This window comes from Microbacterium pygmaeum (assembly GCF_900100885.1).
In the GTDB taxonomy this organism is placed as follows: domain Bacteria; phylum Actinomycetota; class Actinomycetes; order Actinomycetales; family Microbacteriaceae; genus Microbacterium; species Microbacterium pygmaeum.
Window position 1 is genome coordinate 1,398,385 of sequence record NZ_LT629692.1, and the last position, 24,822, is coordinate 1,423,206.

General features: G+C 65.8%; 31 protein-coding genes and 3 tRNA genes. 25 read left to right on the forward strand and 9 right to left on the reverse strand.

Annotated features, from left to right (window positions below; all coding sequences use genetic code 11):
- Nucleotides 1-352: 352 nt before the first annotated feature.
- Entirely contained in the window at nucleotides 353-976 is a 624-nt protein-coding gene (locus tag BLT19_RS06435; RefSeq protein ID WP_091487876.1) for a hypothetical protein, read from the forward strand.
- Between the two features lie 13 nt (nucleotides 977-989).
- A complete protein-coding gene (locus BLT19_RS06440; protein ID WP_091487879.1) occupies nucleotides 990-1,862 on the forward strand; it encodes a DUF3037 domain-containing protein in 873 nt (290 codons plus the stop codon).
- Between the two features lie 132 nt (nucleotides 1,863-1,994).
- Here BLT19_RS06440 and BLT19_RS06445 read toward each other — a convergent pair whose 3' ends face one another.
- The 3 genes from BLT19_RS06445 to BLT19_RS06450 form a co-directional block, all read right to left on the reverse strand.
- Complete coding sequence (locus BLT19_RS06445; RefSeq protein WP_091487882.1) at nucleotides 1,995-2,282, reverse strand: hypothetical protein; 288 nt, start codon at nucleotides 2,280-2,282, stop codon at nucleotides 1,995-1,997.
- Nucleotides 2,283-2,308: 26 nt separating this feature from the next.
- Nucleotides 2,309-2,635: a hypothetical protein gene (locus tag BLT19_RS17555; protein WP_157681778.1), complete on the reverse strand. Its 327-nt coding sequence runs from the start codon at nucleotides 2,633-2,635 to the stop codon at nucleotides 2,309-2,311.
- Between the two features lie 72 nt (nucleotides 2,636-2,707).
- Complete coding sequence (locus BLT19_RS06450) at nucleotides 2,708-2,908, reverse strand: helix-turn-helix transcriptional regulator (protein ID WP_091487885.1); 201 nt, start codon at nucleotides 2,906-2,908, stop codon at nucleotides 2,708-2,710.
- A gap of 82 nt (nucleotides 2,909-2,990) precedes the next feature.
- Between BLT19_RS06450 and BLT19_RS06455 the strand changes: the two genes are divergently transcribed.
- Together BLT19_RS06455 and BLT19_RS06460 are read left to right on the forward strand one after the other, a co-directional pair.
- Nucleotides 2,991-3,593: a helix-turn-helix domain-containing protein gene (locus BLT19_RS06455; RefSeq protein WP_091487887.1), complete on the forward strand. Its 603-nt coding sequence runs from the start codon at nucleotides 2,991-2,993 to the stop codon at nucleotides 3,591-3,593.
- Nucleotides 3,568-4,668, forward strand: coding sequence for a tyrosine-type recombinase/integrase (locus tag BLT19_RS06460; protein WP_091487889.1), 1,101 nt, complete (start codon nucleotides 3,568-3,570; stop codon nucleotides 4,666-4,668). Before BLT19_RS06455 ends, BLT19_RS06460 begins: the two co-directional genes overlap by 26 nt.
- Nucleotides 4,669-4,724: 56 nt before the next feature.
- Here the strand turns inward: BLT19_RS06460 and BLT19_RS06465 are convergent, their stop codons facing one another.
- Nucleotides 4,725-5,213 (reverse strand): YajQ family cyclic di-GMP-binding protein, encoded by a 489-nt coding sequence (locus BLT19_RS06465; protein WP_091487892.1) that lies wholly within the window; start codon nucleotides 5,211-5,213, stop codon nucleotides 4,725-4,727.
- Between the two features lie 42 nt (nucleotides 5,214-5,255).
- On the opposite strand from BLT19_RS06465, the gene BLT19_RS06470 reads away from it, so the two are divergent.
- The 6 genes from BLT19_RS06470 (at nucleotide 5,256) to BLT19_RS06495 (ending at nucleotide 9,448) form a co-directional block, all read left to right on the forward strand.
- Nucleotides 5,256-6,173 (forward strand): bile acid:sodium symporter family protein, encoded by a 918-nt coding sequence (locus BLT19_RS06470; RefSeq protein ID WP_091487895.1) that lies wholly within the window; start codon nucleotides 5,256-5,258, stop codon nucleotides 6,171-6,173.
- A 39-nt stretch (nucleotides 6,174-6,212) separates the two neighbouring features.
- Complete coding sequence (locus BLT19_RS06475) at nucleotides 6,213-6,713, forward strand: FBP domain-containing protein (protein ID WP_091487898.1); 501 nt, start codon at nucleotides 6,213-6,215, stop codon at nucleotides 6,711-6,713.
- Complete coding sequence (locus BLT19_RS06480; RefSeq protein ID WP_091487901.1) at nucleotides 6,710-7,627, forward strand: carbohydrate kinase family protein; 918 nt, start codon at nucleotides 6,710-6,712, stop codon at nucleotides 7,625-7,627. The genes BLT19_RS06475 and BLT19_RS06480 overlap by 4 nt, the downstream gene beginning before the upstream one ends.
- Before the next feature lie 88 nt (nucleotides 7,628-7,715).
- Nucleotides 7,716-7,797 (forward strand) — tRNA-Tyr (locus tag BLT19_RS06485).
- Between the two features lie 68 nt (nucleotides 7,798-7,865).
- Nucleotides 7,866-8,423, forward strand: coding sequence for a YbaK/EbsC family protein (locus tag BLT19_RS06490; protein WP_091487903.1), 558 nt, complete (start codon nucleotides 7,866-7,868; stop codon nucleotides 8,421-8,423).
- Between the two features lie 137 nt (nucleotides 8,424-8,560).
- Nucleotides 8,561-9,448 carry a hypothetical protein gene (locus tag BLT19_RS06495; RefSeq protein WP_091487905.1) on the forward strand — a complete coding sequence of 296 codons (888 nt, stop codon included), beginning with the start codon at nucleotides 8,561-8,563 and terminating at the stop codon, nucleotides 9,446-9,448.
- 31 nt (nucleotides 9,449-9,479) lie between these two features.
- Here BLT19_RS06495 and BLT19_RS06500 read toward each other — a convergent pair whose 3' ends face one another.
- Nucleotides 9,480-11,081 (reverse strand): phytoene desaturase family protein, encoded by a 1,602-nt coding sequence (locus BLT19_RS06500; RefSeq protein ID WP_091487907.1) that lies wholly within the window; start codon nucleotides 11,079-11,081, stop codon nucleotides 9,480-9,482.
- A 44-nt stretch (nucleotides 11,082-11,125) separates the two neighbouring features.
- On the opposite strand from BLT19_RS06500, the gene BLT19_RS06505 reads away from it, so the two are divergent.
- From BLT19_RS06505 to BLT19_RS06550, 10 genes are all read left to right on the forward strand, one after another.
- Nucleotides 11,126-11,929: an inositol monophosphatase family protein gene (locus BLT19_RS06505; RefSeq protein WP_091487908.1), complete on the forward strand. Its 804-nt coding sequence runs from the start codon at nucleotides 11,126-11,128 to the stop codon at nucleotides 11,927-11,929.
- Between the two features lie 275 nt (nucleotides 11,930-12,204).
- A complete protein-coding gene (locus tag BLT19_RS06510) occupies nucleotides 12,205-13,194 on the forward strand; it encodes a M23 family metallopeptidase (RefSeq protein ID WP_091487910.1) in 990 nt (329 codons plus the stop codon).
- 66 nt (nucleotides 13,195-13,260) lie between these two features.
- Nucleotides 13,261-13,332: transfer RNA gene (locus BLT19_RS06515), tRNA-Thr, on the forward strand.
- A 35-nt stretch (nucleotides 13,333-13,367) separates the two neighbouring features.
- Nucleotides 13,368-13,441 (forward strand) — tRNA-Met (locus tag BLT19_RS06520).
- Nucleotides 13,442-13,614: 173 nt separating this feature from the next.
- Complete coding sequence (locus tag BLT19_RS06525) at nucleotides 13,615-13,851, forward strand: helix-turn-helix domain-containing protein (RefSeq protein ID WP_231917826.1); 237 nt, start codon at nucleotides 13,615-13,617, stop codon at nucleotides 13,849-13,851.
- Nucleotides 13,851-14,474, forward strand: a complete 624-nt coding sequence (locus BLT19_RS17560; protein ID WP_157681779.1) for a phage integrase central domain-containing protein — start codon at nucleotides 13,851-13,853, stop codon at nucleotides 14,472-14,474. Before BLT19_RS06525 ends, BLT19_RS17560 begins: the two co-directional genes overlap by 1 nt.
- Nucleotides 14,471-15,685, forward strand: coding sequence for an IS21 family transposase (gene istA / locus BLT19_RS06535; RefSeq protein ID WP_091487203.1), 1,215 nt, complete (start codon nucleotides 14,471-14,473; stop codon nucleotides 15,683-15,685). The genes BLT19_RS17560 and istA overlap by 4 nt, the downstream gene beginning before the upstream one ends.
- Nucleotides 15,685-16,482, forward strand: a complete 798-nt coding sequence (gene istB, locus BLT19_RS06540) for an IS21-like element helper ATPase IstB (RefSeq protein ID WP_091487205.1) — start codon at nucleotides 15,685-15,687, stop codon at nucleotides 16,480-16,482. The genes istA and istB overlap by 1 nt, the downstream gene beginning before the upstream one ends.
- 75 nt (nucleotides 16,483-16,557) lie before the next feature.
- Entirely contained in the window at nucleotides 16,558-17,178 is a 621-nt protein-coding gene (locus BLT19_RS06545; protein ID WP_157681780.1) for a tyrosine-type recombinase/integrase, read from the forward strand.
- A 57-nt stretch (nucleotides 17,179-17,235) separates the two neighbouring features.
- Nucleotides 17,236-18,036 (forward strand): shikimate 5-dehydrogenase, encoded by an 801-nt coding sequence (locus BLT19_RS06550; protein WP_091487916.1) that lies wholly within the window; start codon nucleotides 17,236-17,238, stop codon nucleotides 18,034-18,036.
- A 32-nt stretch (nucleotides 18,037-18,068) separates the two neighbouring features.
- Here BLT19_RS06550 and BLT19_RS06555 read toward each other — a convergent pair whose 3' ends face one another.
- Nucleotides 18,069-18,452, reverse strand: coding sequence for a hypothetical protein (locus BLT19_RS06555; RefSeq protein WP_091487918.1), 384 nt, complete (start codon nucleotides 18,450-18,452; stop codon nucleotides 18,069-18,071).
- A gap of 7 nt (nucleotides 18,453-18,459) precedes the next feature.
- The gene (locus BLT19_RS06560; protein ID WP_091487920.1) at nucleotides 18,460-19,326 is read right to left on the reverse strand and encodes a helix-turn-helix transcriptional regulator; all 867 of its coding nucleotides are present in this window, start codon (nucleotides 19,324-19,326) and stop codon (nucleotides 18,460-18,462) included.
- Between the two features lie 33 nt (nucleotides 19,327-19,359).
- On the opposite strand from BLT19_RS06560, the gene BLT19_RS06565 reads away from it, so the two are divergent.
- The 5 genes from BLT19_RS06565 to BLT19_RS06585 are packed head-to-tail and all read left to right on the forward strand — an operon-like array spanning nucleotide 19,360 to nucleotide 23,672.
- The gene (locus BLT19_RS06565) at nucleotides 19,360-20,286 is read left to right on the forward strand and encodes an oxidoreductase (RefSeq protein WP_331710705.1); all 927 of its coding nucleotides are present in this window, start codon (nucleotides 19,360-19,362) and stop codon (nucleotides 20,284-20,286) included.
- Nucleotides 20,283-21,743, forward strand: coding sequence for an MFS transporter (locus BLT19_RS06570; protein ID WP_231917827.1), 1,461 nt, complete (start codon nucleotides 20,283-20,285; stop codon nucleotides 21,741-21,743). Before BLT19_RS06565 ends, BLT19_RS06570 begins: the two co-directional genes overlap by 4 nt.
- The gene (locus BLT19_RS06575) at nucleotides 21,683-22,591 is read left to right on the forward strand and encodes an aldo/keto reductase (RefSeq protein WP_331710706.1); all 909 of its coding nucleotides are present in this window, start codon (nucleotides 21,683-21,685) and stop codon (nucleotides 22,589-22,591) included. Before BLT19_RS06570 ends, BLT19_RS06575 begins: the two co-directional genes overlap by 61 nt.
- A 35-nt stretch (nucleotides 22,592-22,626) precedes the next feature.
- Nucleotides 22,627-23,355 (forward strand): SDR family oxidoreductase, encoded by a 729-nt coding sequence (locus tag BLT19_RS06580; protein ID WP_091487925.1) that lies wholly within the window; start codon nucleotides 22,627-22,629, stop codon nucleotides 23,353-23,355.
- Nucleotides 23,356-23,369: 14 nt separating this feature from the next.
- Nucleotides 23,370-23,672 carry a carboxymuconolactone decarboxylase family protein gene (locus BLT19_RS06585; RefSeq protein WP_091493451.1) on the forward strand — a complete coding sequence of 101 codons (303 nt, stop codon included), beginning with the start codon at nucleotides 23,370-23,372 and terminating at the stop codon, nucleotides 23,670-23,672.
- Between the two features lie 7 nt (nucleotides 23,673-23,679).
- Here the strand turns inward: BLT19_RS06585 and BLT19_RS06590 are convergent, their stop codons facing one another.
- Nucleotides 23,680-24,432 (reverse strand): SDR family NAD(P)-dependent oxidoreductase, encoded by a 753-nt coding sequence (locus BLT19_RS06590; RefSeq protein WP_091487927.1) that lies wholly within the window; start codon nucleotides 24,430-24,432, stop codon nucleotides 23,680-23,682.
- Nucleotides 24,429-24,815 carry a nuclear transport factor 2 family protein gene (locus BLT19_RS06595; protein ID WP_091487928.1) on the reverse strand — a complete coding sequence of 129 codons (387 nt, stop codon included), beginning with the start codon at nucleotides 24,813-24,815 and terminating at the stop codon, nucleotides 24,429-24,431. Before BLT19_RS06595 ends, BLT19_RS06590 begins: the two co-directional genes overlap by 4 nt.
- Between the last annotated feature and the right edge of the window lie 7 nt (nucleotides 24,816-24,822).

Genomic DNA, 24,822 nt, shown 5'->3' on the forward strand with positions numbered 1-24,822 from the left:
CTTGACGATGATGCCAGGCCTTCCAGCCAGTGGAGGTTACCGCGATCATCGGAGCAGTTCGGCTGTCGCGATGAGCCGTGATCGGCGGTCTCTCGGCCACTACGGGTTCCCCAGGCAAGGCGGTCAAGTCCAGCATCGCACCGAGCGATACGCTCAGCTCATGACCGATGGGTGGGAAACGCCGAGCTCTTGGCGCGGCCTGCTTGAGAGTCGGGCACGTCCTGCGGCAACGATCACTATTCGAGCGCCCCGCGAGAGGGCATTGTCGTCCGGGGCGGGTGCCTTCCTGGGCCTGGCGGACGACGGACGGCAGTACTGGGTCAAGGTTCCAGGTAACGCGCAAGGAAACCAGGTGCTCACGAACGAAGTAATCGTTGGAGAGCTCGGTCGGGTCTTGGGCGCACCCGTCCGGGAGCGTGTGCTCGTGGCGATTCCACCGTCGGTGAGCGCCTGGTCGGATTTTCCCGTGCGCAAGAGTGATCTCGCGCTCCTAGCCCACGGTTCGCTCCACGTGCCGGGCGCCGTGGACGACGATGAGCTGCGATACACGAAAAGAGACGACAACGCGCGCAGGCAGGCCGCGATGGCCGGTCTATGGGATCTGTGTGTCGGTGAGGACCCGCAGTGGTTGTACGAAACCGGGGCGGCGTACTCAATGTGGTCATACGATCACGGCTTCTGGTTCACCACTGGTGAAGGTGACTGGGACCAGGACGTACTTCGACGCCTCCTCGCGACCGACGGTTCGCTCGCGACCCTGCCCTCGGGGGTCAGCCGGGAACGGCTAAGGGAGGTCGCGACTGTGGTCGAGAATCTCACCCCAGAGATGCTCCTGTCCGTCATGTCAGCGGTGCCAGTAGAATGGGGGACCGACGACAGGGATCTCGAGGCGATGGCTTGGTTTCTCTTCGCCCGACGCGAGCCGGTCGCGAACCGTCTCCGGCAGCGAGCGAACTTGCCGCCGGGTAGGCAATGACAGGGAACCCGACATGAGCGCGGCATATCTTTACTGGCTGGTCCGGTACGTGCCTGATGTTGCGCGCGGTGAGCGCGTGAACGTCGCCGTCGTCGTGGGGCGCGACGATGGCGATTGGGCAATACGCGTCGCGCCTGATCTCCGGCGCGCCAGCCGTTTAGGTGGCGACGCGAGCGCCTTGCGGCCCTGGCTTGAACGTCTCGAGCGATCGATCCATGACTTTGAACATCCTCCGCTCGATCTCTTCGCTAGCGGTGACGTTCGAGTTAGTCGGTCGTGGCTCGAATTGCTGTCACACCGATTCAACAATGTCTTGCAGGTAAGCAATGCGGCGCCCGTGGAGGCGGCGTCGGCGCGTGAAGGAGTCGACTTCCTATACCCGGTGTTGGTTGCAACGCCGGAGCCGCTGCATCGGTCGCGAACACGCGCCCGATTGGTCACTGACATGGCGGATCTGTTCGTACGCACTGGGAACTTTGAGGTTGGCAATACTCTGATCCGCCGCCCGACCGCACGAGTAGGACGACAGCGTGGTCGGTTCGATTTCGCAGTCGTAGACGGTGGCGTCGACCAGCTCTCCCAAGCATTTGCGTTCGATGTCCGCGACACGGATGCGTTGGAACAAGAGTTGCAATCCTGGAATTTCATTGTTAGCAGACTGCGACAGGATGGTGCGGCGATCGGATCCAACCTGCTACCTCTTACGGCAGAGCCGGATGTGGCCATCGCCGTCGCGTTCCAGGAGCCGGCGGGCCGTCCAGACGCTCGACGGAACGATGTCTTCGAGGCAGCGCGCGAGGCATGGAGTGCACTGGACGTTCATGCGGTTCCCAGCTCTCAGCTCGACTTGATCGCTCGCGAGGCCCGAGAACTCGTCTCCGTATGAATCGCGTCACCAAGTAGCGCCAGAGCCGCTGTCTGCGACCGATGGGTACGGGCATACCCAGCCGGGCGTTGGATGAGCGGCGTACCGAGAGAATGCGCCCGATCGTTGCCGGCGAGATCCCCACGTCGAGGATTAGCCCACGACGACAATGGCAGCGATCGCTGCGCCAAGCGACGCGACGGACACCATCAGCGAGACGATCGCAGTGATCCTGGTAAATCGCTCGGATCGTTCAGCATCCACGCGCGCTTGCCGGTTCAGCTCCAGCTGGGCTCGGGTCAGCTTCAGTTGAGCGCTCGTCAGGTCAAGCATTTGATCGACGCTCTTGGCGGTCTTCTTCGCTGAATCGGCCGAGGTCTTTAACGCTTGCTCGTTCCGCTTCGCTTGCAGCTTTTCAGTGATGGAACGATCGTCAGGCATGGCAGGCTTACCGATTGGCGCGAGGATCAGTCGGAAGCTGACGAGCCCGGACGCCGCAGGGCGGCGCTATTGAGTAGACCTCTACTCTGCGGGAGCCCTGAGCGCCGCGGGAGCCCGTTGCGCACACCCAGAATCTGATTTGCTCTACGTCGAACGTCTTCTGGAGATATATAGAGCGCTGGGTCGTTGGAGTCCGATGCGATTGTGATCTCCGCGTCGTCCGCGGTCGTTGCGCCAGCTTCGCGCACTCGCTCTGCTAGGGCTTTGGCGTACTCCTCGAGGAGAGCAGCCCTCACGTCCGCCTTGAAGTCGTCTAATGCGCCGTCGAAGTTCCCCGTGATGCTGATTTCCATGGGAGCAACTTAGCCCCGTCGTCCGACATCGGCGGAGGCAGGGTCGCGAAGCGTCGCATCTCTCGAAAAGATCTACCGTTGCGACTTATCGGTGAAAGCGTCTGTGATGAACTTCTCGACGTCAGACTCGCGCCAGCAGCGACGACCACCGATCATCGCGGACTTCGGCGCGACGCCGGTGTGCAGCATCCACCGCAATTGCGCTGGCGAACGGCGAAGTCGTGCCGCCACTTCTTCGATAAACAGGATTCGATCCACTGTGATCACCTCCATTCCTAATTGATAGCGACTGTGATGTCTAGTGAACCACCATCGCTAGTCGATATCAATAGGATCTCGGAGTAGTCTGGCTGTCATGATCGACGACGCCCTCATTGGCCACAATCTCACCCTTCTGCGGGGCTCGATGAGCCAGAAAGAGCTGGCCGAGCGCATGCGGAAGCTGGGATTCAAGTGGTCTCAAGCCACCGTCTGGTCGATCGAGAAGGGCGAACGGCCACTCCGCCTCACCGAGTCCGAGGCGCTCGGATCGGTCTTCGGCATTCAAGCCCGTACGCTCACGTTCGCGGAGCAGTCCTTCAGCCGAATCATGCTGTCGCGGGCGCTCGATGACACGCTGACCGAGATCGGCAATCTTGCCTACCAATCGTTCGAGCGACAGCGACGACTCGCGATGCTGTGCGATCTGACGCCGGAAGACGAACGCGACGAAACCTTCACTCCCGAACTCTTTGCTGAGAACGCCGTCGACCACGCGATCAGCGGACTCGCCCGCGCGGAGGCGCATCTCCGCGGGGAATTCGAAGTCGAGGAGACGCTCCACGGACCATTTCCCCACGAAGGGCACGAGTATCACCAAGCGTTCATCGCCCGCGTCCGCGCCCAGGTAGAGCAGTTGCGGGACCGCAGCGAAACAGAAGAGGAAACCGACGATGGCGTCGATCAAACAGCGGGATGACGGAGTCTGGCGAGCACGATACCGAGACGCAGCCGGCAAAGAATACGCCCGGCACTTCCCCCTCAAACGCGACGCTCAGCGATGGCTGGACGAGGTCGCCGCGGCAGTCGTCACCGGCCAGTACGTCGACCCGAACGCCGGCAAGGTCACCTGGACCGACTGGACCAAAGCGTGGATGCAGCGACAGACCTGGGTCGACGGCACTCACGAAGCCGCGACCGTGGCGGTGTCGAGCGTCCCCTGGAAGGCCGGGCCGATCGGCGCGGTCAACGCGTCGCACGTTCAGGCCTGGATCGCGGCGGAACTCAAGCGTGGGCTCGCCCCGTCGACGATCAAGACCCGACTCAACTACGTGCAGATGGCGTTCCGCGCCGCTGTCGCCGATCGGACCATCGCCATCAGCCCCGCCGCCGGCATCAAGCCGCCGCGTGCGCGCAAGGCCGAAGCGACGATGCGAGTGCTGAGCGCCGCCGAAGTCCACGAGGTTCTGGAGGTCGCTGGTGAGTTCCGCGGTTTCGTCGAAGTGTGCGTCTTCGCCGGCATGCGGCTCGGCGAAGCCGCCGGACTCCAGCTCGCCGACGTGAACTTCCTCGGCCGTTCGATCCGAGTGAACCGCCAAGTCCAAGGCTCCACTATCAAGGCAGCCAAGCTCGTTCCGCCGAAGTACAACTCCGAGCGCACCATCTACGTCCCCGGCGAGCTCACCGCGTCACTCTCGGCGCACGTCGCACGCAACCTCGTCACCGAACCCGACGAGCAGCTCTTCACCACGCCGCTCGGCCGCATGTGGAATCGCAACAGTGCCGCGGGCGAGTGGCGACGCATTCGGGACGAAGTGGGCCTGCCCGATGACGTTACGCTGCACACGCTCCGCCACACATTCGCGTCGAACCTCATCGCCTCCGGCTGCGACGTGGTCACGGTGCAGCGAGCCCTTGGTCACTCGACGCCGTCGATCACGCTGAACGTCTACAGCCACCTCTGGCCGTCGGCCGAAGACAAGACGCGAGCCGCGACCGCGGACTTCATGGCGCTCACGGCCACCGCGATCCCCCGCGAACGGGTCTCATCCTGAGATTCTGCGGACTGCCTGCGGACTGAACCAGGAAAACCCCTGGTCAGAAGGCCGCGCTACCGGTAGTTGATGAACTGGAGGTCGACCTCGAGGTCGGCGGCCTTGAGCAGGCGCTGAACCTCTTGCAGGTCGTCTCGGCTCTTGGACTGCACACGCAGCTCGTCGCCCTGGATCTGCGACTTCACGCCCTTAGGCCCCTCGTCGCGGATGATCTTCGAGATCTTCTTGGCGTTCTCCGACGAGATGCCGTCCTTGATCGTCGAGGTGATGCGGTATTCCTTGCCGCTGGCGAACGGCTCGCCCGACTCCAGGCTCTTGAGCGAGATGCCCCGCTTGATCAGCTTGGACTGGAAGACGTCGAGAACCGCGTTCGCGCGCTCTTCGGTGCTCGCCTTGATCAGGATCGAGTCGCCGCTCCACTCGACCGAGGCGCCGGTGCCCTTGAAGTCGTAGCGCTGCTCGATCTCTTTGCGGGCCTGGTTCAGGGCGTTCTCCGCTTCCTGGTGGTCCACTTTCGAAACGATGTCAAAGGATGAATCAGCCATGCGCGGAAGTCTAGCCGCGCCGCGTCCGGCAGACTGAGCGCCATGGGATCCGCGTCGATGACCATCGGATTGCCGACCGGGCTCGCCGTCGTCATGTTCGGTCTCGGGCTCAGCCTCACTCCTCGCGACTTCGCCCGCGTGCTCACGCAGCCGAAGGCGGTGGTGGTCGCACTGGTGTGCCAGCTGCTGGTGCTGCCGACGATCTGCTTCGGTCTGGTCCTCGCCCTCCAGCTCCCACCGGTGCTCGCGGTCGGCATGATGGTGCTCGCGGCCTCGCCGGGCGGAGCAGCCGCCAACCTCTACAGCCATCTGTTCCGCGGTGACGTCGCCTTGAACATCTCCCTGACGGCGGTCAACTCCGTCCTCGCCGTCCTCACGCTGCCCTTGATCACGAACTTCGCCCTCTGGTACTTCGAGCCCTTTGACGACCGGCTCGGCATGCAGTGGGCAAAGGCCGTCGAGGTATTCGCGATCGTGCTGGTACCGGTCGTCATCGGCATGCTGGTGCGGCGAGGATGGCCGCACTTCGCGGATCGGATGGACCGGCCGGTCCGGGTCGTGTCCGTGCTCGTTCTGATCCTCGTGGTCGCCGCGGCAGTGGCATCCAATTGGGTCCTCCTGCGCGACAACTTCCTCGACCTCGCGCTGATCACCATCGTGTTCTGCCTCGTCAGCCTCTCGATCGGCTACGTCGTTCCACGCTGGTTCCGGATCGGGAGGCGTCAGGCCATCTCGACGTCATTCGAGATCGGGATGCACAACGCGACCCTGGCGATCGTTGTCGCCCAGACCGTGCTGGACTCGGTCGCGCTGAGTCTGCCCGCCGCCGTGTACGGCGTGCTGATGTTCTTCCTCGCGTGCGGCTTCGGATTCCTGGTCCGCGGGAGGGGAGGAGCGGATGCCGCCGCCGACGACCCCGTCGGCCGCCACCACTCGCCCGCCGACTCGGCAGGTTCGTAGACTGGCCGGACCAGAATCCGGAGAGCGAGAAGAGGTGCGATGCATCCGCTGACCGAAGACGACATCCGTCGGGCGTTCGCCAACGCCGATGACAGCGAGCTGCACGTGCTCACGCTGCCGCCGGACTACCTGCTGATCGACTGGGATCATCTCGACTTCCTCGCCTGGCGGGATCCGCGTACCCGCGGTCGGGGGTATGTCATCGCCGAGATCGACGGCGCAGCGGTCGGCGTGGTGCTGCGGGCAGCTGACGGCTCGTCGCGCGCGGGCGCCGCCTTCTGCAACATGTGCCGGACGATGCAGCCCGCCGACCAGGTCTCGCTCTTCTCGGCACGCAAAGCCGGTGCCGCCGGTGCACACGGGGACAGTGTGGGCACCTACATCTGCGCCGACCTGTCGTGCCACGAGAACGTCCGGCTGGCAGCGCCGCTGGCCCCCAACGAGGTGCGCACCAGCGTCGACATGCGGATCGACGGCACGCGGCAGCGCATGGAGTCGTTCGTGCAGCGGGTGCGCGAGTCCGCGCGGGCCGACGCATGACCGGCCGCACCGTCGTCATCGGCGACGCGCTCATCGACGAACTGCGCGACGACACCGGGGTCCGTGAATTCGTCGGCGGTGCCGCGTTGAACGTTGCGGTCGGGCTCAGCCGACTCGGTGTGCCCACGACCTTGATCGCCATGGTCGGCGATGACGAGGCCGGCTCGCACATCCGCTCCTACCTCTCGGATTTCGGTGTGGACCTGATCGCCACGGTCGGTCCGAACGGCAGCTCTCGCGCGGTGAGCACCCGCAGCGGGGCGGGGGAGCCGGTCTACGAGTTCAACGAGGCCGCGCAGCGGCGCCGGGTCGATTTCGGCGATGCCGAACGGTCGGCGATCGCCGACGCGGACATCGTCGTGGTCAGCTGCTTCCCGTTCGACGATCCGGCGCAGACCGACGAGCTGGCGCGCGCGGTGCGTGACGGGCGAACGCCGCTGGCCATCGACCCGAATCCGCGCTCCGGCATGCTCTCCAGTCGGAGCGGGTTCGTGCGCGGTTTCGAGTCGCTTCTTGCTGACGCCGCCCTCGTGAAGGTCGGCGAGGACGACGCACAGCTGCTCTACCGTGCTCCGCTGCATGTGCTGCGCGATCGACTCATCGAGCTCGGCGTGCCGGTGGTCCTGGCCACCGAGGGCGCCGCCGGCGCGAGCATCGAGGCGGGCGAGGTCATCGTCACGCATCCGATCTCGGACCTTCCCGGACCCATCATCGACACGATGGGCGCGGGAGACGCAGCGTTCGCCGCGGTCGTGGCCACCGGAGTCTCGGGATGGCCCGAGGATGACGAGTCCTGGGGCGCGGCGCTGGCGCGCGCGATGGACGTCGCGGCCGCGACCTGCCGGTTCGAGGGTGCGCTGCTGCGTCTTCCGGACGCGCTCGTCGCGCCCGACCTCGACAAGCTCGGCACCTGACCGGCTCGATTTCGAGCACCCGCCGCCGGGCTGTAGGATTGTTGATCGCGCCTCCGATCGTCTGGAAAAGTCGGGCGGGTGCGCACTTGGCGAGTTACCCAAGCGGCCAAAGGGATCTGACTGTAAATCAGCCGTCTTCGACTTCGGGGGTTCGAATCCCTCACTCGCCACGTTCGGAACGTCGCGTGAAGCGCCTCCTGGTGAGGCGCTTCACGCGTTTGTGCACGATGGAGGCGCCATGTCCTGGAACGAGACCGGCTCGTTGACGGCAACGGCTGCGCTGCAGCATCCGGACCTCCTCGGTGCGCCCGTCGCCGACGCGCTGCGCAGGGCGGATGCCTCGTGGGCTCACACGGTCGGCGTCGCGGCGATCGATCCCGCGCTCGCCGACACCGCCGAGTTCTGCGCGACCTACGGGGTCTCGCTCGAGGCCTCCGCGAACTGCGTCGTGATCAAGGGCAAGCGCGGATCCGACGTGCGGTTCGCCGCCTGCATGATACTCGCGACGACTCGGGCCGATGTCAACGGCATCGTCCGTCGGCGATTGGACGCACGCACCGCGTCGTTCGCCGGGATGGACGAGGCCGTGCTGCTCACCGGCATGGAGTACGGCGGCATCACCCCGATCGGTCTGCCCGCAGACTGGCCGATCCTGGTCGATACGGCCGTGGCCGCAGCCTCCGAGGTCGTCATCGGCAGTGGCATCCGCGCGAGCAAGCTGTTCCTGCCCGGGGCGTCCCTTGCAGCCCTGCCCGGCGCGGAGATCATCGACGGTCTCGGCCGACCCGTCGGCTGACTTCTCCTCGCGCCGCCGCCTCCTCCCCAGGCCGGTGGTCGCATCATCCTCCGACAAACCTCCGCCGCTCTCCCGCCCGCGGCAGGCGCCATGTCAGGATGGGTTCCGCGGGCGATCCCGCCGACGAGAGGACCGCTATGACAGCTCCTGATCCCTACGTGCAGCCGGCGACGACCCCCGCGACGAGCTCGTCGCTCGTGCGCGCGGCCATCTGGGTCGCGATCGGCGCACTCATCGCGGCCGCGATCGTCTGCGTCATCTGGGTCCTGATCGGCACGCAGAACGGCATCGTCGGGCGCGCGTTCCTCACGATCCTGCTGCTGGCGGCCTTCGCGGGCGTCGCGATCATCGACGCTCACCTCGCCGCGCGGCGACCGGCATGGTTCGCGCTGGTGAGCATGATCACCTGGGTGGTCACACTGCTGCTCGGCGCCGTGCTGATCTGGATGCCCGATCGCTACGAATGGGGCGGCAGCAGCTTCCGCTTCATCCAGTTCCTGCTGATCGTGCTGGTGCTCCAGCTCGCGCTGCTGCACGTCCGGCTGTACTTCAAGGCGTTCCAGCGCCACGTCACTGCGTTCTCGCAGACGGTCTACATCGTCACGACCGCGCTCGTGGTCGCGCTGGCCGCGATGCTGGTGATCCCGCTCGTGATCGGCGAGTGGGTCGACTTCGTCGATCTGTACTGGCGGTTCGTCGTCGCGGTGACGATCCTGGCGGCGGTCGGCACGGCGCTGCTCCCGCTCACGAACGCCCTCTTCGCGCCGAAGAGGCCGCGGCCCGACTATCTGAACCCGCCGCCGGTGCCGCAGGTCCAGCAGCAGTGGCCCACGTACGCCGACGGGCACACGCCACTGCCGGTGATGCCGGACGGCTCGCCCGACTGGAACGCCTATTACACGGGGTATCCGACCCAGTTCGCCCCCCAGATCGCACCGGCGCAGACCCAGACCCCGCCGCCCCCGTCGGCGCCGGCCGGCTATGAAGGGTTCCCGCCTCCGCCGCCGCTGCCGCCGCGGCAGTAGGACACGCGCACGGGATCATGCGGTGCGGCGCTCAGCGCCGCAGGATCTCCAGCGCCGCCATCGCGGCGTTGTGGCCGCCGATGCCGCTGACCGCGCCGCCGCGGCGTGCGCTGGACCCGCACAGCAGCACGCGGTCGTGCTCGGTCGCGACGCCCCATCGCACGGCGGGGGACTCGAGATCCTCATCGTCCTCCGCCCACGGCCATGACAGCGCGCCGTGGAAGATGTCACCGCCGAGCATGCCGAGCGAGTCCTCGAGGTCGGCAGTCGTGCGCGCCTCGACGCAGGCGGAGCCGTCGGGCGCCTCGTAGACGCAGTCCGCGATCGGCTCGGCGAGCACGCTGTCCAGTGAGCGCTGCGCGGCATCCAGGAGCGCCGCGCGCGCGGCATCCCGATCCTGTTCCGCCACCAGCCGATGCGGCACCTGGAGTCCGAACAGCGTGAGCGTCTGCGCGCCCTCCGCCTGCAGTTCGGAGCCGAGGATCGACGGATCGGTGAGCGAGTGGCAATAGATCTCCGCCGGGAGCGGCGAGGGGATGCCACCCCGCTCGGCGACGCCGTACGCGTCGTCGAGCTGCGTCATCGTCTCGTGGATGTGGAACGTGCCCGCGAAGGCTGCTTCCGCTGCGACCGTGGTGTCGCGCAGTCGGGGCAGGCGCCGCAGGAGCATGTTGACCTTCAGCTGCGCACCTTCCGGCGAGGGATGATCGGATGGCGCATCCGCTTCATCCGCGGTCAGCAGGCGATGCAGGACCGATGAGCCCACCCCGCTCAGCACCAGTCGGCCGCGGAGCACCTCGGCGGTTGGGCCGGCGATCCGCACCTCGCCGTCCGGCGTGATCGCGACCACCTCGACGCCGGTGCGCAGCTGCGCACCGGCCCGGAGCGCGGCGCGCTCGAGTTCCGCACTCACCCGGCCCATCCCGCCCACGGGGACGTCCCAGTCCCCGGTTCCACCCCCGATCACGTGATACAGGAAGCAGCGATTCTGGCGAAGCGACGGGTCGTCGGCGTGCGAGAACGTGCCGATCAGGCCGTCGGTCAGCGCGATGCCGCGGGTGATGTCGGTGGCGAACGACTCCCGGAGGAGATCCCCGAGCGGCGCGTCGATCACGTCATGCCAGAGCTCGTCGTCGGCGACAGCGCCGCGCACCGCCGAGCGGGTGGCGAGCGGTTCGGTGACGGTGGGGAAGACCGTCCTCGCGAGTGGTCCGAGTCGCTCGGAGAACCTGTCGAACCGCTCCGCCTCGTCGGGGTCGCCGGTCGCCCGGAGGAACGAGCGTGCCGTCGCGTCGGAGTCGCCCGTGTCGACGAGGATTCCGCGGCCAGGATCACTCGGAACCGGCGTGTAGGACGAGTACCGACGCCGGCGCAGGTCGATACGGAGGTCGAGGTCGTCGATGATCCGCCGGGGGAGCAGGCTGACGAGGTAGGAGTAGCGGGAGAGCCGCGCGTCGACACCCGCCCACGGGCGCTCCGAAACGGCGGCGCCGCCGAGGTGAGCGAGTCGCTCCAGCACGATGACCGACAGTCCCGCGCGGCCGAGGTAGGCGGCGGCGACGAGTGCGTTGTGCCCACCACCCACGATCACGACATCGTGGGTGACGATTCCTGCGGACGGCGACGGCGGCATCCTTCCACGCTAACGCCCACCGCCCGCGGCACTAGCGTTGCAGCATGACTCAGCCGCATGAGCTCGAGGCGCTCGCCGTCGACATAGCCCGCGAGGCCGGTGAGCTCGCGCGGGTGCGGCGCACGCAGGGCGTGGCGATCGCCGCCACGAAATCCGCGATCGCCGACATCGTCACCGAAGCCGACCGCGAGGTCGAGGCGCTCATCCGAGCGCGGCTGCGGGCGGAACGGCCCGGCGACGGCTTCCTCGGCGAGGAGAGCGGCGCCGAGCGCGGGACGACCGACCTCACGTGGGTGGTCGACCCGATCGACGGCACCGTCAACTACGCCTACGGCATCCCCGCGTACGCGGTCAGCATCGCCGTGGTCACCGGAGAACCCGATCCGGAGTCGTGGCGGGCGGTCGCGGCCGCAGTGTTCAGCCCGGCGGCCGGCGAGTTGTTCCAGGCAGCTGCAAATGGCGGAGCGACGCTGAACGGCGACCGGCTCGCCGTCAACGCCGAGCCCACGGCGGCCGGCGCGCTGCTGGCCACCGGATTCGGCTACGACCCGTCGACGCATGCCGGCGACCTCGCACGTGTGGCGCGCGTGATGCCGCTCGCGCGCGACCTGCGGCGCATCGGTGCGGCTTCGCTCGACTTCGCCTATGTAGCCAGTGGGCGACTCGACGGGTATTTCGAGCGAGGGCTGCAGCCGTGGGATCACGCGGCAGGCGCGCTGCTGGTGACCGAAGCCGGTGGACGTGTCGGGGGAGTGGGATCGGGCGGCGGTCGGCCCGGTCGCGCGATGTCCGTCGCCGCGGGTCCCGGACTCTTCGACGCGTTGCTGGCTGCCGCGATCGGGGACTGACGGCGCCGCTTGAGCGTCGGCATCTTTGCATGTTTGCGCACGGCGCGCCACTGGTTGCGCACATCGCATTCTCAGGAGTCGCGGGGTAGTCTTTATCCGATCGTTACCTGAGCCTCCCGAACGGCGAAGGTCATCGCCTGCCCCCTGCCCCACCGTCGCACCCCCGAGCGACACGACCGAGAGCCCCCTGCGCTTTGCCCTTCGACGCCCCTCAGGCTGATGCTGTGCCCACGCGGCGCTCCAGCCGAACCTCCGCAACGCCTGCCCAGGCGCGCATGGCATCCGTCCCGGTCGCCGCTGAGGTCACAGAGCCCGTCGCACCGGTCACCCGTCGCAGCCGTCGAGCTGCGGCATCCGCTCTTCCCGTCGATGAGCGCACCGCCGAGGAGATCGACGCCTTCGAGGCGGCCGCCCGCCTCTTCGCCTTCACAGGTGAGACGCCGATCCAGCAGCCCGCTGCCGACGCGTCGGCCGGCGAGCAGGCCCCGACCGCTCCGTCGCACGAGGTCGGCGGGACGCGCATCTCGCGTTCGCGTGCGCATCGAGGTGCCGCGTTCAAGCGGGTCACCGCCGCATCGTTCTCCGTCGGCGTCATGGGCATCGTCGGACTCATGGCCGTCGGCATGACCACGCCGGCCGCCGCCGTGGCGCGCGCGGACGGGACCGACATCACGGCCTCGATCGTCGCGGGCGACGTCGCACCCTCCGATCAGGAGATCCAGGCGTATGTCGCCCCGGGCAGCGTCCAGAACGTCGCCATCGATCGCCCCGAGACGTACGCGACGGTCACGATGGCCGAGATCGCCGCCGAGTCAGGCATCGCGAACTTCTCGAACTTCTTCGTGAACGACCCGAACTCGCCGATCCAGTGGCCGTTCGCGGTCGGAGTGCCGATCAGCTACGGCTTCGGCATGCGCGACGGCGCGATGCACGAGGGTGTGGACTTCACCCCGGGTGAGGGATCGCCGATCCAGGCGGTCGCTGACGGCGTGGTCCGCGAGTCGACGGATTCCGGTGGCGCGTTCGGCGTGCACATCGTCATCGACCACGTCATCGACGGTCAGCTCGTCTCCAGCAGCTACTCGCACATGCTGTACGGCTCGCGCCAGGTCGAAGTCGGCGACCACGTCACCGTCGGCACGATCGTCGGTCACACCGGCAACACCGGACGCTCCTTCGGCGCGCACACGCACTTCGAGATCCTGATGAACGGCACCACGCCGATCGATCCCATCCCCTGGCTGCGCGAGCACGCAGGCGGGTGACACGAGTTTCAAGAGGACCCCAGCGCTCTGGTATTCTCTTCTAGTTGCCCAGGCTCGCCTGGGTGCGCCCCGATAGCTCAGTGGTAGAGCACTTCCATGGTAAGGAAGGGGTCGACAGTTCAATCCTGTCTCGGGGCTCGCAGCATCGGGTTTCGACTCCTCGATGCACGTGCGGCGGGGTAGCTCAGTTGGTGAGAGCGCACGACTCATAATCGTGAGGTCGCGGGTTCAAGCCCCGCTCCCGCTACAGGAAAATCTCGTTTGACCAGGATTTCTTGTCCCAGATGAAGGGACAGGGATTCGATGTGTGCAACATCTATTCAGCGCATATTGCGTGCGCCGCGCATTATTGCGGGTTCATCAGTCGACGTGCTCGGCCGAGTTCGATCCATCTGGATCAGCCTGGTGCACCTACCTGGCATGAACAGAGAACAGCTTTCCGGGCTGGGCCTGGAGCCAATGCTTACGACAAGTGAGCTTGCCGATTACCTCGGTGTCCATGCTCAGGCGATCTACGATCTGCGTGCTGCGGGGCGCGGACCTGCCGGCCTCCGCGTCGGCCGTGAGATTCGATATCGGATCTCTGACGTGAAGCGCTGGCTGGATCATCTGCATGAGCCGGAGTCTCAGTTCGCTACGGTGGGAGGCGAAATCTGATGGCCGGACGTCCTCGTCTGCCGATCGGTACCTTCGGTGAAATCTCGACGAGGGAAGTAGCTCCTGGACGGTTTCGATCAGCGACTCGGTTTCGCGATTGGGACGGCCAGACCCGTCAGGTCACCGCGAGCGGCAAGAGCCGCAGCGCGGCGATCGCGGCGCTCAAAGCGAATTTGTCTGGTCGGCAACGTGGCGGAGGGTCGGACGTGCTTACGGCAGATTCCCGTTTCGCGGATCTGGCGGCCGCCTGGCTTGAGGATGTGTGGCTCGATCCAGATCGGTCGGATGGAACGAAGGAGGTGTACGAGCGCGAACTGCGCACTCTCATCCTGCCGACCTTTCAACACTTCACCGTGCGAGAAGTAACCGTGGGTCGCATCGAGCGCTTCCTTAAGACTCAGGGCGCCAAATCGTTCGCACGCGCGAAGCACTCACGAGGGATTCTGAGCATGGTGATGGGTTTCGCAGTGCGGCGCGAGATCGTCGGACGCAACCCCGTGACAGAGACGTCTCGGATGAAGAAGCCGAAGCGAACTCCCAAGGCGCTGACCGAAGTGTCGACGACGTTTGAAAACTGGTCAGTTTCGGCGGTGAAAAGTGAACACTCGACGATTGGAGAGTGATCACTTTGGAGGACTGGGCGTTGATCCGGCGGTTGGCTGCGGAGGGCGTGCCGAAGGCGCGTATCGCGGAGCGGTTGGGGATCTCTAGGACGACGGTGTTGAAGGCGGTCCGGTCGGATTCGCCGCCGCAGTATGAGCGGACGCCGACGGAGTCCTCGTTCGTCGCGTTCGAGCCGCGGGTGCGGGCGTTGCTCGCGGAGACGCCGGATATGCCGGCGACGGTGCTCGCGGAGCGGGTCGGCTGGACGGGGTCGATCACCTGGTTCCGGGCGGGGGTGAAGCAGTTGCGGCCGGAGTTCCGGCCGATCGATCCGGCGGACCGGTTGAGCTGGGAGCCGGGTGACGCGGCGCAGTGTGATCTCTGGTTCCCGCCGAAGAAGATCTCGCTCGAGGATGGCACGGCCAAGCTGTTGCCGGTGCTGGTGATCACGGCGGCGCATTCGAGGTTTGTGGTCGGTCGGATGATCCCGACCCGGACGACCGAGGATCTGCTGCTGGGATCGTGGGAGTTGATCCAGCAGCTCGGGCGGGTCCCGCGCAGGTTGATCTGGGACAACGAGGGCGGTATCGGGAGAGCGCATCGCCCTGCCGCCGGTGTTGCCGCGTTCATGGGGACTCTCGCGACGAAGCTGGTGTTGCTGCCGCCGCGGGACCCGGAATCGAAAGGTGTCGTCGAGCGGCGCAACGGGTGGTTTGAGACCTCGTTCATGCCCGGCCGGTCCTTCACGTCCCCGGCGGACTTCAACACGCAGTTCACCGACTGGCTGGCCAAAGCGAATACTCGGGTGGTGCGTACGATCCGGGCTGCGCCGACGTCTCGGTTGGACGCGGACCGGGCCGCGATGCTGCCGTTGCCGCCGATCCCGATCCATCTGGGCTGGCGCAATAGCATCCGGTTGGGCCGGGACTACTACGTCCGCCTCGACACCAACGACTACTCCGTGGACCCGACAGTGATCGGCCGGATGGTCGATGTCACGGCCGACCTGGAGCGGGTGAAGGTCCGCGCGGACGGCCGAGTCGTCGCCGACCATGCCCGGGTTTGGGCGCGTGGGACCACGGTCACCGACCCGGCCCACGTGGAGATCGCCGCGCGGCTCCGTAAACAGTTCCAGCAACCCCGCGCGGTCGCGGTCGGCGACGATCTGATCCGGGATCTGGCCGACTACGACCGGGCGTTCGGGCTGGTCACCGGCGACGGGAACAGCTGATGGCGTCGGGCAAGACCACGGACGCGGTCAAGCAGATCACGTATCTCGCCGGCGCGCTGAAAGCACCTCGGATCACTGAAGCCGCCGGCCGGATGGCCGACCAGGCCCGGGATGCCGGCTGGTCGTTCGAGGACTATCTCGCCGCGGTCCTGGAGCGTGAGGTTTCAGCACGGAACGCGTCCGGCGCGGAGCTGCGGATCAAAGCAGGAGGGTTCCCCGCGAGGAAGACCCTCGACGACTTCGATTGGGATGCCCAGCCGACCGCACGGCAGCAGATCGCCGCCCTGGCATCCGGAGGGTTCCTGCTCGAAGCGCAGAACGTCGTGCTGCTCGGACCGCCCGGAACCGGGAAGACCCACCTCGCCACCGCGCTGGGGATTGTCGCCGCCAAGCACGGGCACCGGGTGTTGTTCGCGACCGCGACGGACTGGGTCACCCGCCTCACCGACGCCCACCGGCAAGGCCGGCTCCCGCAAGAGCTCGCCCGGCTCCGACGTTACGGGCTGATCATCGTCGATGAAGTCGGTTACCTGCCGTTCGAGCAAGACGCCGCGAACCTGTTCTTCCAACTCGTCTCGTCCCGCTACGAACACGCCTCGCTGATCCTCACCAGCAACCTGCCGTTCTCCGGCTGGGGCGGCGTGTTCGGGGACCAAGCCGTCGCCGCCGCGATGATCGACCGCATCGTCCACCACGCAGACGTCCTCACCCTGAAGGGCGCCAGCTACCGACTCCGCGGACGAGGCATCGACAGCCTCCCAAGCATCCGCACCACCACCGACGAAACCCCTGGCTAGACTGCCCGCAACTGTTCACTTTTCAAACGTCGAAACTGACCAGTTCTCCAGCGCCGCCGACACGAAGAGCAGATCGTGTTGATTCGAGGGGCAGCTCGCGACTGGAGGAAGGGCGAGGGCTATCTCGGACCGCGGCCGGATGGCCAGGTCCGGGATCTCATCGAGGTCATGTTGGGCTCAGCCACTCGAATCGGTGAAGCACTGGCGCTTCGAAAGTGCGACGTAGATATGACTGTCGATCCGCCAGTCGTTTCCGTGAACGGCACGATCGTGGTCCGGAAAGGCGTCGGTCTGATTCGGCAGCCAAAGCCGAAGACGGACGATTCCAACCGCGTGGTGTCTGTGCCGCCGTTTGCTGCAGGAATCATCGAGCGTCGACTGGCAGCTCTCGCACACGCCGACGAGGACCACCTCCTCTTCCATACGCGGAATGGCACGCCGTTGGCTCCGCACAATGCCCGGCGCACGTTCCGGGCGATGCTGAAGTCCGTGGGGTTGGATGGAGCAGAGATCACACCGCACGCGTTCCGCCGCACAGGCGCGACCTTGATCGCCCGCGAAGTCAACATCGAGGCCGCGGCCGAGGTGCTTGGTCACTCGACGACGGCGACAACGAAAGAGCACTACGCGGAGCCTGACCGCTCCGCGAGTCCCGTGTCAGCGACCGTGCTGCAGAAACTCGCGCCGGCACCCTAGAACGACTTATCACCGCCACATTCGAAGGTCCGCGGCGTTCGGCGACAGAATGGCCGCATGCCCATTCTTAACAAAGACATGACGCTGTGCATCTCGTTGGCGAGCCGTCCGTCAAACATCGGCACGCGATTCCACAACTATCTGTACGATGAACTGGGCCTCAACTTCGTCTACAAGGCATTCACGACGAACGACATCGCAGGCGCGCGAGCACTAGGTATCCGCGGCTGCTCGGTGTCCATGCCCTTCAAAGAAGCGGTGCTGTCGCTGGTCGACGCGGTCGAGCCGTCAGCGGCGGCGATCGAGTCAGTCAATACGATCGTGAACGATGACGGCATCCTCACGGCATCGAACACCGACTACGAGGCCACGGCAGACCTCATCGACCGAAACGGCCTCGATAAGGATCAGTCGGTGTTGGTGCGGGGCTCCGGTGGCATGGCGAAGGCGGTGGTCGCCGCGTTTCGCGGTGCTGGCTTCGACGATTTGACGATCGTGGGCCGTAATGCTGCCGCGGCAAGGGTGATTGCTGAGAAGTACGGATACAGATCGGTCGGCGATGACCCGGCTCCCGGACACGCCATCATCGTGAACGTCACGCCGCTCGGCATGCGGGGCGATCACGCGCACGACCTTGCCTTCACCGAGGACCACATCCGCGCAGCGCACACAGTGTTCGACGTGGTCGCCCTCCCCAGCGAGACACCACTGATTCGCACCGCTCGCGCGGTCGGCAAACCCGTGATCACCGGCGGTGATGTTATTGCGCTGCAAGCGGCTGCGCAATTCGTCCGGTACACCGGAGTGACTCCGACGGCTGAGCAGATCTCCAGAGCGTCGGCGTTCTCCCGAGAGTGAGTGGCTTCCCGATTCGTCGATGTGGCCTGGGCCTAAGCAGCAGCCCGAGTACGAATCTCTTGCAGCGCGTTCATGAATCCTTCAGAGCAACCACTCGCGCCTGCGAGCCGGTCGATGTTCACCTCGTCGAGCGGCAGGCCGACGATAGCCGCGGGTAGCGCTTCCGCAAATCTCTGTTGATGACCCAATGACGTCTCGTCCTCGGCTGGCGTGGTGATTTCGACATCCTTCACGACATCGCCTTCGATTCTCAGTGTCACGTCCTGGTGCGACGGAAGACCTCCGTACCATCCGCGGGCTTCGTAGATTCCATCCACGTAACTGACCGTCGCGCCTGCCTCGGCAACCGGCTGTGTCCCGGCGCAGCCGGAGAGCGCGACCGCAGTCGCGATCGCGCCCGCACCGGCGACTCGCATGCGCCTTTCAGCGCGCATCATCTGCCGTCGAGGAGGTAGCAGTCCAGCTGGCGAGCAGTCGTAGCCTGTCCGCCGTCTCGGACCCTGGCTCCGCTCCGTAGACGATGAGGGTCTGGCCGGGGTCGGTCGGCAGTTCCATCGCTTCGAACGTCAGTCGCAGATCTCCGACGATCGGATGGTGGAGCGCTTTGAACCCCGTGTCGTGCGAACGCACGTCGTGCGACGTCCAGAAGCCGCGGAACTCTGGACTCTCGCGGTTCAGATCATCGATGAGCGTCTGCAGTTCGCGGTTGAGAGGATCTGAGCCGATCTCCCGACGCAGGTTCGCGGCGAGATTTGCGCAGTTGTCTCGCCAATCCACGAAGAAGTCTCTCGCGCGAGCATCGAGGAAGATGAACCGAGCTGTATTGGGTGTGCCGGTCGGGTCGTCATCGTAGAGCGGCGAGTACACGGCTCGACCGAGCTCGTTCGCCGCGATGAGGTCACGTCCTTTGGTCCCGACGAATGCCGGGGCATCGGCGAGTCCGTCGAGAATGCGCTGAACGGATGGCCTGACGAGTGTTCGAACGGGCCGCGACACCGTGCGGATCGTCGTGGATGTGCCGGTGAGGTGGAAGAGATGGTTGCGCTCGGTGGGGGTGAGCTGCAACGCGCGGGCGACGGCGTCCAACACGCTCTCGGAGACGACGCCGACGGCGCCGCGCTCGAGCTTTGTGTAGTAGTCGACGCTGACTCCGGCCAGCATGGCTACCTCCTCACGTCGGAGGCCCTGCACGCGCCGATTTCCGCCGTATGCGGGCAGCTTCGCCTGTTCCGGCGTGATCTTCGCGCGGCGCGAAGTGAGGAAGTCGCGTAGCTCGGTTCGGGAGTCCATGGTTCGAGGCTACGACTGCGGTGTCGATTGAGGGTGGCTCTGGGAGAGCCTGTATGCCCGCGAAATCTCAGCGTTGACTGGACGACATGTCCTACGGAGGTTCCGCGGGACGGGAAGGTCACCGTGTCCACATGGCTCATCACCGGCTGCTCGACCGGTCTCGGCCGTGCACTCGCCGAGGCGGTTCTCGCTCGAGGCCACAACGTGGTCGCCACTGCGCGTGACGTGTCCGCGCTCGAGGGCATCGGCTCGGCGGTCCCCGATCGGGTTTTGCTCACGCGACTCGACGTCACTGATGACGGGCAAATCGCCGCGGCCGTCCGAGCCGGCACCGATCGCTTCGGTGCGATCGACGTGCTGGTGAACAACGCGGGATACGGGTACCGCGCCGCCGTCGAAGAAGGCGACGACCAAGACGTTCAGAGGCTGTTCGCCACGCACGTCTTTGGCACTGTCGCGACGATCAAAGCCGTGCTCCCGCAGATGCGCGCCCGCCGGTCAGGCGGAATCGTGAACCTCTCGTCGATCGGCGCTCGCATCACACCGGCAGGTTCGGGCTACTACTCGGCTGTCAAGGCAGCGGTCGAAGGACTCACCGGTGCGTTGCGGCGCGAGGTTGAGTCACTCGGAATCACCGTCATGGTCGTCGAACCAGGGGGATTCCGCACCGACTTCGCCGGTCGTTCCCTTACCCAATCCTCCACCGTCATCGAAGATTACGTCGAGACCGCCGGGAAGCGTCGCAAGGAAGTGGACACGGTGCACGGCACTCAGCCGGGTGACCCGGCGAAGGGTGCCGAGGCGATCATCACGGCACTCGAGGCGACGGACACACCCGAACTGCTGGTGATCGGCCGCGATGCCGTGTCGAACTACCGCGCTGTGCTGACGGCGCAACTCGAGTCCCTCGAGCAGTGGCGCGAAGTCAGCGAAAACACCGGATTCGACGATCAGTCGTGACGGCGTCGATCACTCCCGTTCGGGCAAACCTCGGCATCCGCCCGCGCCGCGCCGGCGCGCTTCTGGCGATCATCCTCGTCAGCTACTTCATGATCGTGCTGGACAACTCCATCGTGTTCACAGGCCTTGCTCGGGTGCGCGACGAACTGGATTTCAGCACGGCGGGGCTGTCGTGGGTGCAGACCGCCTACGCGCTCGTCTTCGGAGGGTTTCTGCTTCTCGGTGCCCGGGCAGGAGACCTCCTCGGCCGCCGTCGCATGTTCGTCGTCGGCCTCGTCGTGTTCTCCGCTGCGTCCCTGGCGATCGGGCTCGCCCCGACCGCAGAATTCTTGATCGCCGCACGAGCGGTGCAGGGCCTCGGCTCGGCGATCCTCGCACCCACAGCTCTGGCACTTCTCACCGCAGGGTTTGCGGAGGGGCCGGAGCGCACACGCGCAGTCGCCGCCTACGGGTCGGTCGCCGGGTTGGGCGCCAGCTTCGGTCTGGTGCTGGGCGGAATCCTCGCCGATTTCACGTCGTGGCGGGTCGGCTTCCTGCTGAACGTTCCAATCGGCGCCGTGCTGATCGCCGCGGCCATGCGCGTCATCGTGAAGTCCGACACGGCGCGCGGTCGGTTCGATCTGGCCGGCGCGCTCACTTCGACACTCGGAATCGGCCTGCTTGTGTACGCGATCACCCGGACCGCCGAATCTGGATGGTCCGACCCGATCACGCTGTCCCTCATCGGACTCGCTGCGTTGATGCTGGGGGCGTTCGTGGCGATCGAGACACGTGCACGCCAGCCGATCCTTCCGTTGCGGGTGCTCGCTGACCGCACGCGGGCCGGAGCCTTCATCGCGCGCATGCTGTTCGCGGGTGCGATCTTCGGCTACTTCTTCTTCATCAGCCAGTACATGCAATCCGTGCTCGGGTTCACCCCCGTTCAAGCGGGGCTCGCCTTCCTCCCGATGACGATCGTGCAATTCGCGGCATCGACATTCGTCTCGCGACTAACCCGGCGCTTCGGCAACCCAGCGCTCGTCGTGGTCGGCTTGACGATTACGGCCAGCGGGATGTTGTGGCTCAGCCTGCTCGACATCGACAGCACCTACTGGGCAGCCGTCGGTCCACCCATGATCCTGCTGGGTCTCGGCCAGGGCATCGGCTTCGCGCCGCTCACCGCCGCCGGGATCACCGCGATCGAGTCCCGCGACGCGGGTGCGGCGTCGGGCGTCGTCAACGTCGCACACCAGCTCGGCGGTGCACTGGGCGTCAGCGTCATGGTCGCTGTCGCCGCCGCGGACACTCGGGTTCCCGCTACCGCAGCGGGTATCGCCGCGGAAACGTCAGCAGGCATCACCACCGGAGCGCTGCTGCTCTGCCTCGCGCTGATCGCCGCTCTCACCCTGATCACCCCTTGGCGTCGATTCTTCACCAGGCCCTCATCTCCATCACCCTACGAAAGGAACAAGTCATGACCACAGTGACTCTCAACAACGGCGTCGAAATGCCCATTCTCGGCTTCGGCGTCTTCCAGGTCGGCCCCGACGAAACAGAAGCTGCCGTGTCCGCCGCACTGTCCGCTGGCTACAGGCTGCTCGACACTGCCGCTGCGTACGGCAACGAAGAAGCAGTCGGATCAGCGATCGCCGCATCGGGTGTCGATCGCGAAGAGCTCTTCATCACGACCAAACTCTGGATTCAGGACTCACCAGCGGAGCACAATACGACTCGCGCGTTCGATGACTCGCTGCGAAAACTCGGCCTGGATTATGTCGATCTCTATCTGATCCACCAGCCGTTCGGCGACTACTACGGTCAGTGGCGCGCGATGGAGAAGATCAACCAGGAGGGCCGGGCGCGCGCCATCGGCGTATCCAACTTCCCGTCCGACCGGGTCATCGATCTGAAGCTCAACAGCGAGGTCGCGCCTGCGGTGAACCAGATCGAGACAAACCCGTTCCACCAGCGGGCGACCGACCAGGAGACCCTGAAGGCCGAAGGCGTGCAGATCGAGTCGTGGGGCCCGTTCGCCGAGGGCAAGAACGGTTTGTTCTCGAATGAACTGCTCACGACCATCGGCGCGGCGTACGGCAAGTCGGTCGCACAGGTCGTTCTTCGCTGGTTGATCCAGCGTGAGGTGGTCGTCATCCCCAAGACGGTGAGCCCCGAGCGCATGGCGCAGAACCTCGCCGTGTTCGACTTCACGCTCACAGACGAAGACATGGCCAGAATCGCGACGCTGGATGTCGGAGACTCGCAGTTCTTCGACCACCGCGACCCCGAGATGGTCCGCTGGCTAAGCGCCCGTCGACTCGACAACTGACCGGCCATCGAAAGCACAAGGAAAGAAGTCACGACATGACCACCACCAAGACTCCGGTCGCTGTCATCACCGGCGCCTCATCGGGAATCGGCGCTGCGACAAGTCGCGCCCTGCACGAGCGCGGCTACCACGTCGTGCTTCTGGCGCGTCGAACCGGCCGCATCGACGCGCTCGCCGCAGAACTCGGCGACCGCGCTACGGCGATCTCGGCCGACGTCACTGATCGAACCTCACTCGTCAGCGCTGCGGAACGCGTGAACAGCGAACTCGGCGGCGCGGACGTGCTGGTCAACAATGCCGGCGTCATGCTGCTCGGGCCGTTCTCGTCAGAACAACGCGATGACTATCGCCAAATGATCGAGGTCAACCTGCTCGGCGCGATCACCGCCGCTGAGGTGTTCCTCGATCAGCTGAAATCGAGCGGGAACGCAGACATCGTCAACATCTCGTCCGTCGCCGGCCGCACCGCCAGATCTGGGAACGGTGTCTATGCCGCGACCAAATGGGGGATCAACGGATGGTCCGAGGCGCTGCGTCAGGAACTGCTGCCCAGCGTGCGGGTCACCCTCATTGAACCGGGCGTCGTTGCCACCGAGCTCCCGACGCATATCACTCATGCGGACACGAACACTGCCGTGAACGAGCTGTACAGCCACGCTCAGGTCTCTGCGGGCGATATTGCCGAAGTCATCGCTTTCGTCATCACGCGGCCGCGGCACCTGGCGATCAACGAAATCCTCCTGCGCCCGGCCGGACAGGCCTGACAGTGGCCGAGGAGATGAGCAGAGCCCAGCAGCTGATGGGCGACATCGCCCCGAAACTTGCCGAATTGACCGACGATGTCTTGTTCGGCGACGTGTGGGCTCGGCCGGGACTCTCGCCCCGGGACCGCAGCCTCATCACCGTCGCCGCACTGATCGCGTTGAACCGCACCGACCAGCTCCGCTCACATCTGGGGGTCGGCATCCAAAATGGGCTCACCGAGGACGAGCTGGTCGAAGTGATCACACATCTGGCCTTCTACGCGGGGTGGCCGGTCGCCGTCGGGGCTGTGGGCGTACTCCGCGAGGTCACGCGCTGATTTGAGGTCAGATTCCCGTGACAAGGTAGCCGCCGTCCACCGGCAGTACGGCGCCGGTGACGAATGACGCTGCGTCCGAGGCGAGGAAGGCGACGACCTTGGCGATCTCCTCAGGATCTCCGAATCGCGCGAGCGGAGTGCGTGAGAGTAACCGCTCCCGGATCGCGTCGTCCGCCTTCAGATGCGCGAGGAGAGGCGTGTCGATCCAGCCGGGCGCCACGCAATTCACGCGGATGCCGTCAGGTGCGTACACCTGGGCCAGTGACTTGGTGAGTTGGACGATTCCGCCCTTGGATGCCGAGTACGCGGCGATCTCGCCACCACCGAAGTAGGCGTACATCGATCCGATGGTGATGATCGATGCGTGTGCGCTGGCCGTCAGCAGCGGTTTGGCGAGTTGGATGGTCCGATAAGCGGCGAGCAGCTGCACTTCGACGACCCGGGTGAACGCAGCCCACTCCTGTTCCCGTTCACCGAGACTGATGCCTGCGGCGGGAACCAATACGTCCAGCCGATCCAGCTGCGAGAACAGGTGCTGAAGACCGTCGTCATCGGTGACGTCGAGCTCGTGCAGGTGCACGCGTAGGCCGTCGGGGAAACTCGCGCGGTCAGCTCCCAGACCGACGGCGTGAACCTCGGCGCCCAGCCTTGCCAGGTATTCGACCGTCGCCGCGCCGAGGCCCGATGTGCCGCCGGTGACCAGCACTACCTTGCCCGCCATGAGGTCGGGCGCGAACGTCGCCGTTGACGGGTCGGTCATTCCATCGCCGCCACGACGAGCGAACTGTCCACGACCTGCTCGAACCGAACGACCTGTCCGCCCTCGAGTCGCCAGATGTGGGTGAACCGTGCCGCGAAGGGCTTGCCGGTCACCCGATTCGTGCCGGAATACGTGCCGATGCCGACCACGGTGTCCCCAGCATCCAACACCTCGTCCACCTCGACGGTGAAATCCGCCCAATCCTGCTGCAGCCTGATGAAGACGCCCTCGGCGATCGCCTGCGGTCCGACGTATGTACCGGCCAGGGGAAATCCCGCGGCTTCGGTCCATTCGATGTCTGCCGCGAACGGGGCGAGCATCCCATCCAGGTTTCCTGCGTCAGAGGCCGAATAGTGTCCTTGAACGATCTCAGCGTTGCTCATCTTCGTC

Bases quoted from the DNA above. Each gene is read 5' to 3' on its own strand.
- BLT19_RS06550 (WP_091487916.1), top strand. From the start codon at position 17,236: ATGCCCATTCTTAACAAAGACATGACGCTGTGCATCTCGTTGGCGAGC.
- istB (WP_091487205.1), top strand. From the start codon at position 15,685: ATGGCGTCGGGCAAGACCACGGACGCGGTCAAGCAGATCACGTATCTC.
- BLT19_RS06460 (WP_091487889.1), top strand. From the start codon at position 3,568: ATGGCGTCGATCAAACAGCGGGATGACGGAGTCTGGCGAGCACGATAC.
- BLT19_RS06525 (WP_231917826.1), top strand. From the start codon at position 13,615: ATGAACAGAGAACAGCTTTCCGGGCTGGGCCTGGAGCCAATGCTTACG.
- BLT19_RS06475 (WP_091487898.1), top strand. From the start codon at position 6,213: ATGCATCCGCTGACCGAAGACGACATCCGTCGGGCGTTCGCCAACGCC.
- BLT19_RS06595 (WP_091487928.1), bottom strand. From the start codon at position 24,815: ATGAGCAACGCTGAGATCGTTCAAGGACACTATTCGGCCTCTGACGCA.
- BLT19_RS06480 (WP_091487901.1), top strand. From the start codon at position 6,710: ATGACCGGCCGCACCGTCGTCATCGGCGACGCGCTCATCGACGAACTG.
- BLT19_RS06505 (WP_091487908.1), top strand. From the start codon at position 11,126: ATGACTCAGCCGCATGAGCTCGAGGCGCTCGCCGTCGACATAGCCCGC.
- BLT19_RS06580 (WP_091487925.1), top strand. From the start codon at position 22,627: ATGACCACCACCAAGACTCCGGTCGCTGTCATCACCGGCGCCTCATCG.
- BLT19_RS06555 (WP_091487918.1), bottom strand. From the start codon at position 18,452: ATGCGAGTCGCCGGTGCGGGCGCGATCGCGACTGCGGTCGCGCTCTCC.
- BLT19_RS06490 (WP_091487903.1), top strand. From the start codon at position 7,866: ATGTCCTGGAACGAGACCGGCTCGTTGACGGCAACGGCTGCGCTGCAG.
- BLT19_RS06450 (WP_091487885.1), bottom strand. From the start codon at position 2,908: ATGGAGGTGATCACAGTGGATCGAATCCTGTTTATCGAAGAAGTGGCG.
- BLT19_RS06455 (WP_091487887.1), top strand. From the start codon at position 2,991: ATGATCGACGACGCCCTCATTGGCCACAATCTCACCCTTCTGCGGGGC.
- BLT19_RS17560 (WP_157681779.1), top strand. From the start codon at position 13,851: ATGGCCGGACGTCCTCGTCTGCCGATCGGTACCTTCGGTGAAATCTCG.
- BLT19_RS06495 (WP_091487905.1), top strand. From the start codon at position 8,561: ATGACAGCTCCTGATCCCTACGTGCAGCCGGCGACGACCCCCGCGACG.
- BLT19_RS06500 (WP_091487907.1), bottom strand. From the start codon at position 11,081: ATGCCGCCGTCGCCGTCCGCAGGAATCGTCACCCACGATGTCGTGATC.
- BLT19_RS06440 (WP_091487879.1), top strand. From the start codon at position 990: ATGAGCGCGGCATATCTTTACTGGCTGGTCCGGTACGTGCCTGATGTT.
- BLT19_RS06465 (WP_091487892.1), bottom strand. From the start codon at position 5,213: ATGGCTGATTCATCCTTTGACATCGTTTCGAAAGTGGACCACCAGGAA.
- BLT19_RS06470 (WP_091487895.1), top strand. From the start codon at position 5,256: ATGGGATCCGCGTCGATGACCATCGGATTGCCGACCGGGCTCGCCGTC.
- BLT19_RS06560 (WP_091487920.1), bottom strand. From the start codon at position 19,326: ATGGACTCCCGAACCGAGCTACGCGACTTCCTCACTTCGCGCCGCGCG.
- BLT19_RS06510 (WP_091487910.1), top strand. From the start codon at position 12,205: ATGGCATCCGTCCCGGTCGCCGCTGAGGTCACAGAGCCCGTCGCACCG.
- BLT19_RS06445 (WP_091487882.1), bottom strand. From the start codon at position 2,282: ATGCCTGACGATCGTTCCATCACTGAAAAGCTGCAAGCGAAGCGGAAC.
- BLT19_RS17555 (WP_157681778.1), bottom strand. From the start codon at position 2,635: ATGGAAATCAGCATCACGGGGAACTTCGACGGCGCATTAGACGACTTC.
- BLT19_RS06585 (WP_091493451.1), top strand. From the start codon at position 23,370: ATGAGCAGAGCCCAGCAGCTGATGGGCGACATCGCCCCGAAACTTGCC.
- BLT19_RS06590 (WP_091487927.1), bottom strand. From the start codon at position 24,432: ATGACCGACCCGTCAACGGCGACGTTCGCGCCCGACCTCATGGCGGGC.